We start from the raw sequence: 12856 nt of genomic DNA on the forward strand, positions 1-12856 counted from the left end.
GAATTATAACTCAAGCCATTCCGTATGGAAGATGCCTTCTTTGTCAACGCGCTGGTACGTATGGGCACCGAAATAGTCACGCTGGGCCTGTAAGAGATTGGCAGGCAGCACTTCCGAACGGTACGAATCGTAATAGGCAAGCGCTGCGGACAAAGCCGGCACAGGTACGCCGAAGCGGACAGCTGTCGCGATGACTTCGCGCAACGCATCCTGGTAGCTTTCCACGATTTCCTTGAAATACGGGTCAAGGAGCAGGTTTTTAAGATTGCGATCGCGGTCGTACGCATCTTTGATTTTTTGCAAAAATTGCGCGCGGATGATGCAGCCCCCGCGGAAAATCATCGCAATTTCACCGTAATTCAAATCCCAGTTATATTCTTCCGAAGCGGCCCGCATTTGCGCAAAGCCCTGGGCGTAAGAACAAATCTTGCTCATGTACAATGCTTTTCTGACCGCTTCAATGAACGCTTTTTTGTCTCCTGAAAAAGCGGGTTTTTCAGGCCCTTTTAGCAATTTGCTTGCCGCTTTCCGTTCTTCTTTCATGGCCGAGATAAAGCGGGCGAATACGGACTCCGTAATCAATGGCAGCGGAACCCCTAGATCAAGCGCACTCTGGCTTGTCCATTTGCCTGTCCCTTTTTGGCCGGCCGTATCTAAAATGACGTCGACAAGCGGTTTGCCGGTTTCTGGGTCTTTTTTTGTAAAAATATCAGCGGTAATTTCGATTAAATAACTGTCGAGCTCGCCTTTGTTCCAGTCGGCAAACACTTCGTGCAGCTCGTCCGCAGTGAGGCCGAGGATATTTTTGAGCAGATTGTAGGACTCTGAGATGAGCTCCATATCGCCGTATTCGATGCCGTTATGAACCATTTTCACATAATGGCCGGCACCATCCGGACCGATATAGGTTGTGCACGGGTCACCATTTACTTTAGCAGCAATGTCTTTTAAAATCGGTGCAACAAGGTCGTATGCTTCTTTTTGCCCACCAGGCATGATCGAAGGGCCTTTCAGCGCGCCTTCTTCACCGCCTGAGACACCGGTGCCGATAAAATGGATGCCGAGTGCACTTAATTCCTTGTTACGGCGCTGTGTATCTTTAAAGAATGTGTTGCCGCCGTCAATCAAGATATCGCCTTTGTCGAGAAACGGTTTTAACTGCTCGATCGTGGCGTCTGTTGCTTCGCCCGCTTTGACCATCAGCAGGATTTTTCGCGGTTTTTCAAGCGAATGGACGAATTCTTCCATTGTAAAATAACCGAAAATATTTTTTCCTTCCGATTCTTTTAACATTTGCTCGGTTTTTGAACGGGAACGGTTGAAGACCGAAACGGTGTAACCTTTGCTTTCGATATTCCACGCAAGGTTTTTCCCCATGACGGCCAAACCGATGACGCCGATTTGCTGTTTTTCCAATGTAGACACCTCAACATGATTAGATTGTAAAGTCTTTCCTTTGCGCGCAGGTGGCTGCAAGCAAAATGGAAGTCTTACATTATTGTACCAAATATCTCCTGTTATTATAAAGAAAAAGACAGCCTGGCCGGAAAATATTTATATTTTCCGGGAAAGAAGTGTCCGTGTATACGATTTCCGATGAACGGGGACCTCCGGGAAAGCGCGCCTGTTGGGATTTTTTTAAAGCTTACAGTATAATGGATAAAGATGCCGTTTTACGGCTTTTAAGCAAAAGGAGGAAACGGGATTGGGCATTATTTTAGTCGAAATATGTGAAGGCAGCCTGATCAACACAATTGATGTGGAAGCAGAACTTGAATCCCGGTATCCTGAAGTTGCGGTGATTTCAAATGAATGCTTAATGGCGTGCGGGTTATGCACCTACAGTCCGTTTGCGATGGTGAACGGAAAAAGGATTTTTGCCAAAACGCCTGAGGCTTGCCTTGAAAAAATTAAAGCAGCAATTGAAACGGAATTAAAGAATCTGTCGTAAATGGTTCTCGTTTCAAATTGTTTTTTATATTATAATGTGGAGTGGAGCATTCGGGATAGGGGGATAGCAGGATGGATATTTGGACTGCGTTCAAATACAGCTGTTTATTGCCGGGAAAAAGAGCTGCTTTTCGTTTGAACAGGCTTCCGATGGACAGGACGGTTTTGTATGTGGTTCTGCTTGTTCTTATGGTTTCCTGTCTGCATATCCCTGCACTTTTAACCGGCGGATCCCTTGATGCCCTGAATGCCATCCAATTTGTTTTTTACTTTCTGTTCGCTTATGTGCTCGTTGTCCTGTGCGGCGTATTGGCGGGCATTTCTTTGCTCGCTTTTGCCGGATACGGGCTCAGGAAGCTGTGGAAGAGAAAACTGGCCTACCAGCATTTATGGAAAATGTCATGCTTTGTCATAACGGTCCCGTTCATTTTACATACAATCATTCATGAATGGTTTACGAAAAACGGTTTTGTTTCGGGTGTGGTGCTGATCGGGTATCCGCTTTTTTGTTTGGCGGCGATGATCCTCCACTATCCGGAAATAAAGAGGCATCAAAGCAAAGAAGGAGAAGAACATGGCTGAAAAGACAATTTTACAAGACTTGCGTTCGCTCATTTATCCGCGTCAAATTCTGGAAGATGAACCGTTAAGCAAATATACATTTACAAAAACAGGGGGAAAAGCGGATATTTTGATTTTCCCCGAGACATATGAAGAAGTGCAGAAGACGGTCCGTTTTGCCTCTCTGAACGGCGTGCCGTACACGATCCTCGGCAACGGCTCCAATCTGATCATCAAAGACGGCGGCATCAGGGGAATTGTGCTGATTCTGACTAGATTAGCGAAAATATCGCATACAGGCAATGACATTACAGCCCAGTGTGGTGCAGCCATTATCGATGTTTCGCGCTATGCTTTAAAGCAAAAGCTGACAGGGCTTGAGTTCGCCTGCGGGATACCGGGATCTGTCGGCGGTGCGCTGTATATGAATGCGGGGGCGTATGGCGGGGAAGTCAAAGATGTTCTGAAAAGCGCGCTTGTCCTGACCAAAACAGGCGAGATGAAAAGGCTTGAAAAAAGCGATTTGTCCTTCCAGTACAGGAAAAGTTCCATTGCGGAAAATGGGGAGATTGCGCTTGAAGGGACGTTCAGCCTGGAGCCGGGCGACGCACAGGAGATCAAAGCCAAAATGGATGAATTGACTGATCTCAGGGAATCGAAACAGCCGCTTGAATATCCATCGTGCGGCAGCGTGTTTAAAAGGCCGCCCGGCTATTTTGCAGGGAAACTGATCCAGGACAGCGGGCTCCAGGGGAAACGCATCGGGGGCGTCGAGGTTTCGACAAAGCATGCCGGGTTTATGGTGAATGTCGGCGGCGGAACGGCAACGGATTATATGAATTTGATCAAATTTGTCCAAAAAACGGTAAAAGAAAAATTTGGGGTAGATCTTGAGACAGAAGTAAAAATTATCGGGGAAGATTAAAAAATATCCCGGTTCTTTTGCATGTAGCAAAGGAATCGGGATGTTTTTCATCCTTTCCGGCGGATATCGGTTAACCGGTTTCCACGGTATTTGATGTACACTTGGTCGCCAATATTAAAATTTAAATACGTATCGCAGTCGATCGCAAGCGTTTTGCCGTTATTGAATGCGATCGCGCAATACGGTTTTGTCGTTGTTGGTGCCACTTTTATTTTTCGCTTTGTTTTCACACCGGTTGCAACCGGCATTTCTTTCCGGTTGGGCGTGTAAAATTTATCGATAATCTTTACGCGCTGATAGCTTACCGGGCGCTGAAAAAAGATCAATCCTGCAAGCACGGCCAGACAGATGATGAATAAAGCCAGTTTCCATTTCAGTTTTTCCATTGTCATCCCTCTACTCCCAGAACGTCTCTATGAATATCTTTATGGGGCTCTTCATTAAAATATGTATATACCACAATCAAATGCTTTTTTAACCGAATCTTTTTTGAAACTTTTTAAGGCCAGTTTCGTATATGGATTAGACTCGTTTAGCAGAAAGTAGGGATGTTATGAGTGAAATGGCGCTCTCGGTCAAAGGGATTACAAAACAAATCCGCTCGCGCAAAATTGTGGACCAGGTCAGTTTTGAAGTGAAAAAAGGTGAGGTTTTCGGCCTTCTCGGTCCAAACGGCGCCGGTAAAACAACGATTATCCGGATGATTGTTTCATTGATGAAACGCACAAGCGGGGAAATCTTTATTAACGGCAAAAGCCTTGATAAAGATTTCAAAGGGGCTTTGAATGAAATCGGCGCGATCGTTGAAAATCCGGAATTTTATCCGTACATGACCGGCTATCAAAATCTCGTCCACTATAAGAGAATGTCAAGGAAACCCGTTTCCGAAGAGAGATTATGGGAAGTCGCAAAGCTTGTCAAACTGGAAGATGCCCTTAAACAAAAAGTCAAAACGTATTCGTTGGGAATGCGGCAGCGGCTCGGGGTTGCCCAGGCGATTTTGCACCAGCCTTCGTTATTGATCCTTGATGAGCCGACAAACGGCCTTGACCCGCAAGGCATCCGCGAATTCAGGGGCTATTTGCGGGAGCTGGCAGGAAGCGGGGTATCTGTCCTCGTTTCCTCGCACCTGCTTTCAGAAATGGAACTGATGTGCGACCGTTATGCCATTATTGAAAAAGGGAAACTGATCCATATTGAAACGATGGCAGAAACGACAACGGTAAAACAGGATGACCGCCGCGATATCTTGTTTGCAACGGATGACAGCGAAAGCGCGAAGCAGACGGTGGAGAAACAGCTCCATTTTCCGGTTTCCATTGTCGATGATACGCGTATTTTGGTTTCGGCAGCTTACAAAGACGCAGCCGTTATCAACGCAACATTGGTAGGAAGCGGCTGCAACGTCTATGAAATTCATTTTGAAAAGAAAACGCTGGAAGACCGTTTCCTTGAACTCACGAATCATACAACAGGGGAGGAAAATCAATGATCGCTTTAATCCGAAATGAATGGATGAAAATATTTGCCCGGAAAAGCGCATGGGTCTATATGCTCCTGATTGTCGCGTTCGTGCTAATTGCTGCACTGTTTTACAATAAGGTGTACGGCAAAGACGATCCAAACTGGCGTACGAAAATCGAGAAAGAAATCAAAGCGGATGAGGCGCTAATGAAAAAGGATCCTGAACAATACGCGGACCTTGCGCCAACCATCCAAAAAAACCAAGATTATTTGAAATACAATATCAATCCGGATGCCCATTCAAACTGGCATTTCATGAACAATGTGGTCATTCCGCTCGGTTCATTTGTCACCTTGTTCAGTGTGATCGTTGGGAGCGCCAACGTTTCATCGGAATTTGCATCCGGGACGATTAAGCAACTGATGATCCGCCCGCATGCGAGATGGAAAATTTTGCTGTCCAAATACATTGCTGTCACAGCCTATGCGGTATTGCTGCTTGCCGTTCTGCTTATAGCCGGCTATTTGATTGGCCTTCTTTTTCAGGGATCCGGCAGTTTCCATATGAAAATGATAGAAAATACTGTGGGTGACAGCCAATATAAAATTAAAGAAATCGGACCGCAATTTTTCCTGAAATTTGCCCTTTATTTGCCGAGCCTTGTCATGGTAAGCGCGATTGCGTTCATGCTTTCGACCTTGTTCAAGAGTCAGGCTCTGGCTGTTGGAATCGGCATTTTTGCCCTGTTTATCACAAACACACTGGGTGGGATTATTCTATTTCTGATGAACCGGTACCATTGGCTGAAATTCCTGATTTTCCCGCATTTGGACTTGTCTGTTTATGCGTACCAGGATAAACTTACAGACGGTGTCACCTTGCCGTTTTCATTAATCACGCTTGCTGTTTATTATGTCGTTTTTATGACCTTGACCTTTTGGTATTTTCAAAAACGCGACATTGCGTTTTGATACAACGGGTAAATTCAGGTACAATGGCTGTAAAAGGCCGGGTGAAGGAGGGATCTGCCAGAGCAGGTCTCTCTTTGCTTTTTTAAAGCGGCGGACGCATCAGGCTGTACGGGCGGCGCATAGCGTGTGCACCCGCCGAATAGGATGATAATGGGGGCTTGCCCGGACCGCTGGAGGATGATATGGGAAAAAATAACCGGAAAAAAATCAATGCGGCCGTTTTGTTCATTTTCATTGTGTATGCTGCTTATTTAGCGGAACTTTTGTTCTTTATCCCGTACCGCCATGCGCCCAATTCTGCCAGCCAAAATATCATTCCGTTTAAAACGATCCGAATGTATATCCTTTATTACCGTTACTTTCAATTTGAAGTCTGGTTTTCCAATCTGTTTGGGAATATTTTCATGTTTATGCCGTTCGGGTTTTTCCTGCCCTTTCTTTTCAGGCGGCTGAGAAAGGTCTGGATAATGGGATTGCTGTCGTTTTTGGCATCGGCTTTGGTGGAAACCATTCAAGGATATTTCCATGTCGGAGGTTTTGATGTGGATGATATTTTGCTGAATACAACGGGTGGATTGTGCGGTTACGGTATCTTTTTACTGGTCCGCAAGCTTGTGAAAAAAATCAAAATTGAGATTTGGCGTTAAATATGCATAAGAAAAGCCCTGCGGTGAAAATCTAACGAGGACCAATCAATGGCCGGCCTGTAAAAGGGGGGAAGTATGCATTGGATGAAGAAAAACTGGTCCGATTTTTAAACCAGGAACTTTCAAATTTTACAGTGCTTTATATCAAACTGCACCGTTACCACTGGTATATTCAGGGAAAAAACTTTTTCACGCTCCATGCTTATTTTGAAGATTTGTACCGGTCATTTTCAAAACAAATGGATGTGCTTGCCGAAAGAATTTTGGCAATCGGGGGACGGCCGCTTGCGACCATGTCGAAATTCCTTGACCAGAAGACGCTTGTTGAAGCGAGCGCGGATAATGAAGAGGGCGAACTGCTGCAGCAATTAAGGGAGGATTTGGCGCAGTTGGCAAAGGAAATCCGGGAAACGGGGATTCCGCTGGCGGAAGAAAACAAGGACAATGCCACCGTCAATCTGCTCACCCGTTTTCTGACCCGGTTTGACAAAGATATTTGGATGCTGGATGCGATGGCGGACAAACGGTAAATGCCGCTACTTTTTTCCTAAGCCGTGAAAAAGCAGCGGCAAATAAAAAAACAGCCTTTCCATTTGATGGAAGGGCTGTTTCACTTTATATAAATGTATCAATCAAAAGGAACAGATTCAGGCATACGACGAATCCTGCCACGATCCACGAGATGATGCTCGTTATCCGGTGGTTCACCAGTTCACCCATGATCTGTCTGTTGCTCGTGAACAGAATCAGCGGGACAAGGGCAAAGATGATCCCGAATGAGAGAATGACCTGGCTTATTACAAGCGCGCTTGTCGGGTTGGTGCCCATCATGATAATGAGAAGCGGCGGGATCATTGTGATCGCACGGCGCAAATAAAGATTGATCCGTTTGTTGATAAACCCTTGCATGACGACATCACCGGATAATGTGCCGACAGAGGAGCTGGAAAGCCCTGCAATCAAAAGGCCAAGGCCGAAAGAGATCGCCGCTGCCGGTCCGATATGGGTGTAGAACTCACGAAACGCGACATCCAGATCTTCCACGACAAGGCCGTTTTTATAAAATACACTGGACGCAATCACAAGCATGCTCATATTGATGGCCCCGGCGATCACCATTGCGATGATGATGTCGATCAATTCAAATTTGAAAATTTTTCTTTTTTCCAGCTCGTTTTTTCCGACGATTCTGTTTTGCGTCAATGAAGAGTGCAAATAGATGGCATGGGGCATGACGGTGGCGCCGAGAATGCCGGCAGCCAGGACAATGCTTTGGATGCCATCGAATTTTGGCGTGACAATCCCACCGAATACTTTTACCCATTCCGGTTTTGCCAGAAATGTTTGCAAAGCAAAAGCGAGCACGACAATCATCACAAGGGCGGCAATCACTGCCTCAAACGATCGGTAGCCGCGGCGCTGCAATTCGAGGATAGCAAACGATCCGACTGCTGTAATCAATGCGGCCGGCAAAAGCGGAAGGCCGAAAATTAAATACAGGCCTAAAGCTGCGCCGATAAATTCTGCCAAATCTGTTGCAATAATGACTAACTCACTTTGAATCCATAAAAAGATCGACACCGGTTTTGGAAAATGGTCATGTGCCACTTCCGGCAAATTTTTCCCGGTTGCAATGCCGAGCTTTGCGGAAAGGGACTGGATTAAAACGGCCATTAAGTTTGAAAAGGCAATGACCCAAAGCAGCATATAGCCGTATTTCGATCCTGCCGTAATATTGGTGGCAAAATTACCGGGATCGATATAAGCAACGCCTGCAATGAAGGCCGGGCCTAGGAAAGGCAAAATCCGTTTTAACCCTTTCACATCCCCCCGTAGTACAGCTTGTGCGCTCGTTGTATTATGGGACGTGCGGCCTGGCATTTTTTGGCTCATCGTTTTTTCACTCATAGATGTTTCCCCTTTCTTTAATTTTAACCCTGAAACAAAAAAGTTTCCTTAGGGAAAACTTTATCTAGTACTATTGTATTCAATGTTTGCGAAAAAGTAAACCTTTTGCATGCATTTTCCCCTGTATTTTTTATGGAAAACATGCTTTTTGTTCATTATGCCCGATTCCTGTGCTGTTATGGCTTCTGCTCCGGGAGAAAAAAGGAGGGGAGAAAAATGCATCCTTTTCTTGAAAACTGTGGTATATATTAGGTATAGGGAAAACTGTTTTCACATCATGGAAACGAAGTTTAAAAGGGGGGAATCGATTGAACGAGGCATTCATTATTAAAAAATTAAAAAGGCGGAAACCGTCCGTTTTTGGAATGGACCGTTTGTCCCAGTTTGCAGTCCTGTTGCCGCTCGTTCAAAAAGGCGATGGCCTTCATGTTTTATTTGAAGTCCGGTCCCGGCAGTTAAGAAAACAGCCGGGGGAAATTTGTTTTCCGGGCGGCAGAATTGAAACGACGGACAAAAACCCAATGGAAGCCGCGATTCGGGAAACAACCGAGGAACTGTGCATGGATGCGTCTGTCATCCGCAACGTATTCCCGCTTGACTATGTCGTTTCATCATATGGAAGGCGCGCGATCTTTCCGTTTGCGGGTTTTTTGCCGGATATGCCTTTTCATCCGAATCCGGGCGAAGTGGAAGAAGTCTTTACAGTCCCGCTTTCGCATTTTGCCAAAACAGCGCCGGAATGTTACCGGATTGAATTTAAGGTGGAGCCTGACCAGGATTTTCCTTTCCATTTAATTCAGGGTGGTAAATCATATAAATGGAACAGCCAGCAAATGGACGAGTATTTTTATTACTACGGGGATTATGTTATTTGGGGATTAACCGCCGGCATTTTGAAAAACTTTATGGATATTTTGGGTGCGGACAAAGCTTGAATGATGCCCGTGGCGGCTGTCCTGCCCTTTCGGAAACCGGAAATGCCGCCGGAATCCGGCAGCCGGTTGCCTTCATACCGGGTGTTTTCAGCATGGTCTGGTGTGCAGGACATAAAAAAACTGTTCAATTACGTGAAATTATTATAAAATGTTGTTTATAATACAAAGCTTCCGTTCCGAAAACGGAGGAGACTTTTACAATCGAGGGAAAATGAGCGATGATACAGCATGGCCTAATCAGAAATGCCACAGAAGAAGATCTGCAGGAGGTCTTGGACATTTATAATGCCTGCATCGGAAACGGGATTATAACGGCTGACACAGTCCCGGTCACCGTAGAAGAAAAGTTGCCGTGGTTTAAAGCCCATCACCCGGACAGCCGGCCGCTTTGGGTGTTGGAAGCAGACGGGGAGATTGCTGCCTGGATCAGTTTAAGCGATTTTTACGGAAGGCCAGCTTACCAGCCTACTGCTGAGGTCAGTATTTATGTCAGCGAAAAATGGAGAGGTAAAGGAGCCGGGAAGCACCTGCTCGGGAAAATGTTGGAAGCCTGCCCGAAGCTAGGGGTGGAAACACTGCTCGGCTTTATTTTCAGCGAAAACAAGGCCAGTTTAAAGTTGTTTGCATCCTTCGGGTTTGAAACTTGGGGGCATTTGAAAGAAGTAGCTGTGCTTGACGGACGCATGCACGATTTAATCATCACTGGTAAAAAAATTCAAGGATTTTGAAAGGCTTAAGGAGCTATAAAGTTATGAAAATAGAATTATGGTCGGATTTTTCATCGGCAGATTCTTATCTTGCCTTTGTAAGACTTGGCGAGGCACTGGAACAATTTGGCCACAGGGAAAGCATTCAACTGGAATTTCGCAGTTTCGTGAAAAACCCCGAAAAAGAAGTACATATTGAAGAGAGCCATAAATTGCTGCACTATGCAAAACAACACGGGAAGCAGGCGTTCATTGCGAAGGCCCTGTTTGAAACGTATGCCCGGCAGCCTTCACCAGGTACAGGAGATCTATTACAGGCTGCCCAAATGGCCGGACTGAATAAAAGAGCGGCTGAAAAAGCCATTGTAACGGATGTTTACTTGGAGCATATCAAAAAAGACCAGGCAGAAGCAGATCTATTGAGCGCGGATTTTGCCCCCTTTATGGTCATCAACCGGAAATATGCGATTTCGGGAGCCCGCCCGGTTGATTTTATTGTTCAGTCCATGCATGAAGCATGGCGAGAAGAAACCTATGTAGCGGCCATATAAACATGAAAAAAGCGCCCGGTCCGGGGCGCTTTTTTCCAATCTTTCTTGCGGCGGCTAAGGCTTGCACTCCACATTGTGCATTCCAAAAAGGTTGCCTTGCCGGCTTATGCAATTCAGCTCATCGCTATACCAATATAGCATGATTTTAAACGAAAAACAAGCGTTTTGGCGGATTTCCGTTTATTACCACAACCAAAAAAGGCCGGGAATCATCCCGGCCTTTTTAGTATCCTCACCAGCGATGCGCTTTTGCATTGCTCCTCAAGATGATGGTGTTTTGTGTAACTTCCGTCTCGCCATTGACCTGGGAATTTGTATGTTTCCGCCGCGTCCAGTTGTAATGGAACAACTCGGAATGCGGATCCAGCTGGTCTTTGTAGCTCATACGATCACCTCTTGGAAGGATTTGGATACCGGTGATATTCATACCGAATATCAATGCTAGCTTGTGCAAAAAGGGCAAAATTACACATCGTGTGTGCTTTGGGCAAAATCCGGCTGAAAGGCAGAGCGAAAAAAACAAAAGACACAATGTGCTAAAAACTCATACATTGTCACATTTTCCCCATCCATATCAAGATTAAGATGTACGTATGGTACATTGTGCTAATAACAGAAAATGAATAGCAAACAAAACCGCAATTATGCCAAATTGGAAACCATGCCGCGCCTATGTAATCAAATTACACTGTGTGCTGATAACACAATAAAAACAAAAACCAAAACAAGCATTTAAGGGAAAGGAACGGAAAAAACTCCGGGATGCCGGAATTCAAGCGGGCAGAAATGGGCAAAAAAATCGGGCTTGATTAGGCTTTCTATATAATCATCCAACAAATGCAGACATAATATATAAAAAACAACCGTCCAGGAAAAGAAATGGCTGGCAATGGTAGCAACGCCGTTTGTCAAAACACGGCTTTTCCCGGCTTGAATGCATCTGAAAAAAGCAAAGATCTTATTGAAAGCGCTTTAAAACAGGGGAGTTATGTTGGAATGGTTATAAAAGGATCAGCCTCTTGCCAACACTAATGGTATGGATCAACTTTTTGGAGGTGAAGATTGATGAACATCGAAAAAGCTGTTGAGGTCATTGACCGGATGCGCCTGCCAAACGGTGCCTATACCGCCAGTTTGTCTTCCGACTACCATTATGTTTGGATCAGAGATGTCGTATATACCGTTCTGCCTTTTTTAGCCACGCCGTCCCCGTATTATGAAAAAGCATACCAGGCATTGCTTGATCTGTTTATCCGCTATGAGTGGAAAATTGACATTCATACAAAGAAAAGGCCACGGTATTTATATGAATATATCCACGCCCGCTATTCCACTGACCTCGAGGAACTCCCGCAAGAATGGGGCCATGCCCAAAACGATGCTATCGGGGCTTTCCTTTGGGGCGTAGGGGAAGGCGTCCACCACGGCCAAAAAATCATCCGCAGCCAGAAAGATTTGGAGATTATCCAAAAACTGGTTGACTATCTCGAGTGTCTGGAATATTGGCAGGCCGAAGATAACGGGATGTGGGAAGAGAATATGGAAGTGCATGCTTCAAGTGTCGGGGCATGCGTTGCCGGCTTAAAAGCAGTCAGGATGCTCGTGCATGTGGAGGATGGGCTGATTGAAAAAGGGGAAGAAACACTTTATAAACTGCTGCCGCGGGAGAGCGCAGGCAAACCGACCGACCTTGCTTTACTGTCTCTCATTTACCCTTACCGGATTGTCAACCGAGATATGGCGCTTCAAATACTGGAAGATGTCACCACAACGCTTGAACGGAAATACGGTGTGATCCGCTATGTCAATGACCAATACTATAATGAAGGCGCCGAAGCCGAATGGTGCTTTGGTTTTCCATGGCTTGGTTTATGTTTCTATGAACTGGGTATGTATGATAAGGCAAATGAATATGTGGAAAAAACCAAAAGCATCATTACGGAAAATTGGGAAATCCCGGAACTTTATATCGGCGGCAAGTACGTGCCGAATGGAAATAAACCGCTTGCCTGGTCTGTTTCTTTGGCGTACCAGTTCTTCAAAACAATGGACGTCCGCTAAACAATTGAACAGCCGATTTTAAGCTGTTTTAAGTCGCGACCCGCATATTCATTGCATGTCAAACCAATGCGGCGCATTTAAAACAGCTTTTTTCTATTCTGAAAATATACGCCGGCTGATTTTCTTTTTCCACTGATGCAGCGTTCACTGCAGAATGGGCGTCTATTGGTAAACG

Annotated in this window: 15 protein-coding genes; 11 read left to right on the top strand and 4 right to left on the bottom strand. The window is 45.4% G+C overall.

All coding sequences use genetic code 11. The features are described 5' to 3' along the window. Positions 1 to 3: 3 nt before the first annotated feature. The gene (gndA, locus tag ABR335_RS09440) at positions 4 to 1416 is read right to left on the bottom strand and encodes an NADP-dependent phosphogluconate dehydrogenase (RefSeq protein WP_014098259.1); all 1413 of its coding nucleotides are present in this window, start codon (positions 1414 to 1416) and stop codon (positions 4 to 6) included. A 289-nt stretch (positions 1417 to 1705) separates the two neighbouring features. Between gndA and ABR335_RS09445 the strand changes: the two genes are divergently transcribed. The 3 genes from ABR335_RS09445 (at position 1706) to murB (ending at position 3436) form a co-directional block, all read left to right on the top strand. Beyond that, on the top strand, positions 1706 to 1951 hold the full coding sequence (locus ABR335_RS09445) for a YuzB family protein (RefSeq protein WP_014098260.1): 246 nt from the start codon (positions 1706 to 1708) through the stop codon (positions 1949 to 1951). A 71-nt stretch (positions 1952 to 2022) separates the two neighbouring features. Further along, positions 2023 to 2532: a DUF1189 family protein gene (locus ABR335_RS09450; protein ID WP_061086794.1), complete on the top strand. Its 510-nt coding sequence runs from the start codon at positions 2023 to 2025 to the stop codon at positions 2530 to 2532. Beyond that, the gene (murB, locus tag ABR335_RS09455) at positions 2525 to 3436 is read left to right on the top strand and encodes a UDP-N-acetylmuramate dehydrogenase (protein WP_035184818.1); all 912 of its coding nucleotides are present in this window, start codon (positions 2525 to 2527) and stop codon (positions 3434 to 3436) included. The genes ABR335_RS09450 and murB overlap by 8 nt, the downstream gene beginning before the upstream one ends. Positions 3437 to 3483: 47 nt before the next feature. Here murB and ABR335_RS09460 read toward each other — a convergent pair whose 3' ends face one another. Next, positions 3484 to 3822 carry a hypothetical protein gene (locus tag ABR335_RS09460; protein ID WP_035184866.1) on the bottom strand — a complete coding sequence of 113 codons (339 nt, stop codon included), beginning with the start codon at positions 3820 to 3822 and terminating at the stop codon, positions 3484 to 3486. Positions 3823 to 3989: 167 nt separating this feature from the next. On the opposite strand from ABR335_RS09460, the gene ABR335_RS09465 reads away from it, so the two are divergent. The 4 genes from ABR335_RS09465 to ABR335_RS09480 all read left to right on the top strand — a co-directional run bounded on the left by ABR335_RS09465 (position 3990) and on the right by ABR335_RS09480 (position 7049). Continuing rightward, positions 3990 to 4928, top strand: a complete 939-nt coding sequence (locus tag ABR335_RS09465; RefSeq protein ID WP_014098264.1) for an ABC transporter ATP-binding protein — start codon at positions 3990 to 3992, stop codon at positions 4926 to 4928. Then, positions 4925 to 5872 (top strand): ABC transporter permease, encoded by a 948-nt coding sequence (locus tag ABR335_RS09470; protein WP_014098265.1) that lies wholly within the window; start codon positions 4925 to 4927, stop codon positions 5870 to 5872. Before ABR335_RS09465 ends, ABR335_RS09470 begins: the two co-directional genes overlap by 4 nt. Positions 5873 to 6054: 182 nt before the next feature. Continuing rightward, positions 6055 to 6519: a VanZ family protein gene (locus ABR335_RS09475; protein WP_014098266.1), complete on the top strand. Its 465-nt coding sequence runs from the start codon at positions 6055 to 6057 to the stop codon at positions 6517 to 6519. Between the two features lie 80 nt (positions 6520 to 6599). Beyond that, positions 6600 to 7049 carry a Dps family protein gene (locus tag ABR335_RS09480; protein ID WP_014098267.1) on the top strand — a complete coding sequence of 150 codons (450 nt, stop codon included), beginning with the start codon at positions 6600 to 6602 and terminating at the stop codon, positions 7047 to 7049. An 85-nt stretch (positions 7050 to 7134) separates the two neighbouring features. Here ABR335_RS09480 and ABR335_RS09485 read toward each other — a convergent pair whose 3' ends face one another. After that, a complete protein-coding gene (locus ABR335_RS09485) occupies positions 7135 to 8427 on the bottom strand; it encodes an Nramp family divalent metal transporter (RefSeq protein WP_014098268.1) in 1293 nt (430 codons plus the stop codon). Between the two features lie 308 nt (positions 8428 to 8735). Between ABR335_RS09485 and ABR335_RS09490 the strand changes: the two genes are divergently transcribed. The 3 genes from ABR335_RS09490 to ABR335_RS09500 all read left to right on the top strand — a co-directional run bounded on the left by ABR335_RS09490 (position 8736) and on the right by ABR335_RS09500 (position 10620). Next, positions 8736 to 9362, top strand: coding sequence for an NUDIX hydrolase (locus ABR335_RS09490; protein ID WP_017550414.1), 627 nt, complete (start codon positions 8736 to 8738; stop codon positions 9360 to 9362). 218 nt (positions 9363 to 9580) lie between these two features. Then, positions 9581 to 10090, top strand: coding sequence for a GNAT family N-acetyltransferase (locus ABR335_RS09495; protein ID WP_017550413.1), 510 nt, complete (start codon positions 9581 to 9583; stop codon positions 10088 to 10090). 23 nt (positions 10091 to 10113) lie between these two features. Next, positions 10114 to 10620 carry a DsbA family oxidoreductase gene (locus ABR335_RS09500; protein WP_017550412.1) on the top strand — a complete coding sequence of 169 codons (507 nt, stop codon included), beginning with the start codon at positions 10114 to 10116 and terminating at the stop codon, positions 10618 to 10620. A gap of 232 nt (positions 10621 to 10852) precedes the next feature. On the opposite strand, the gene ABR335_RS09505 is transcribed toward ABR335_RS09500, so the two are convergent. Further along, positions 10853 to 11005 carry a YpzG family protein gene (locus tag ABR335_RS09505; protein ID WP_014098273.1) on the bottom strand — a complete coding sequence of 51 codons (153 nt, stop codon included), beginning with the start codon at positions 11003 to 11005 and terminating at the stop codon, positions 10853 to 10855. A gap of 680 nt (positions 11006 to 11685) precedes the next feature. Between ABR335_RS09505 and ABR335_RS09510 the strand changes: the two genes are divergently transcribed. Next, positions 11686 to 12681: a glycoside hydrolase family 15 protein gene (locus ABR335_RS09510; protein WP_013859386.1), complete on the top strand. Its 996-nt coding sequence runs from the start codon at positions 11686 to 11688 to the stop codon at positions 12679 to 12681. The last annotated feature ends 175 nt before the right edge of the window (positions 12682 to 12856 follow it).

This window comes from Heyndrickxia faecalis, from assembly GCF_040267745.1.
GTDB lineage: Bacteria > Bacillota > Bacilli > Bacillales > Bacillaceae_C > Weizmannia > Weizmannia faecalis.

What these genes read in the sequence shown, in the direction of transcription:
- ABR335_RS09450 (WP_061086794.1), top strand. Translation starts at nt 2,023, where the DNA reads ATGGATATTTGGACTGCGTTCAAATACAGCTGTTTATTGCCGGGAAAA.
- murB (WP_035184818.1), top strand. Translation starts at nt 2,525, where the DNA reads ATGGCTGAAAAGACAATTTTACAAGACTTGCGTTCGCTCATTTATCCG.
- ABR335_RS09460 (WP_035184866.1), bottom strand. Translation starts at nt 3,822, where the DNA reads ATGGAAAAACTGAAATGGAAACTGGCTTTATTCATCATCTGTCTGGCC.
- ABR335_RS09465 (WP_014098264.1), top strand. Translation starts at nt 3,990, where the DNA reads ATGAGTGAAATGGCGCTCTCGGTCAAAGGGATTACAAAACAAATCCGC.
- ABR335_RS09470 (WP_014098265.1), top strand. Translation starts at nt 4,925, where the DNA reads ATGATCGCTTTAATCCGAAATGAATGGATGAAAATATTTGCCCGGAAA.
- ABR335_RS09475 (WP_014098266.1), top strand. Translation starts at nt 6,055, where the DNA reads ATGGGAAAAAATAACCGGAAAAAAATCAATGCGGCCGTTTTGTTCATT.
- ABR335_RS09485 (WP_014098268.1), bottom strand. Translation starts at nt 8,427, where the DNA reads ATGAGTGAAAAAACGATGAGCCAAAAAATGCCAGGCCGCACGTCCCAT.
- ABR335_RS09495 (WP_017550413.1), top strand. Translation starts at nt 9,581, where the DNA reads ATGATACAGCATGGCCTAATCAGAAATGCCACAGAAGAAGATCTGCAG.
- ABR335_RS09500 (WP_017550412.1), top strand. Translation starts at nt 10,114, where the DNA reads ATGAAAATAGAATTATGGTCGGATTTTTCATCGGCAGATTCTTATCTT.
- ABR335_RS09505 (WP_014098273.1), bottom strand. Translation starts at nt 11,005, where the DNA reads ATGAGCTACAAAGACCAGCTGGATCCGCATTCCGAGTTGTTCCATTAC.
- ABR335_RS09510 (WP_013859386.1), top strand. Translation starts at nt 11,686, where the DNA reads ATGAACATCGAAAAAGCTGTTGAGGTCATTGACCGGATGCGCCTGCCA.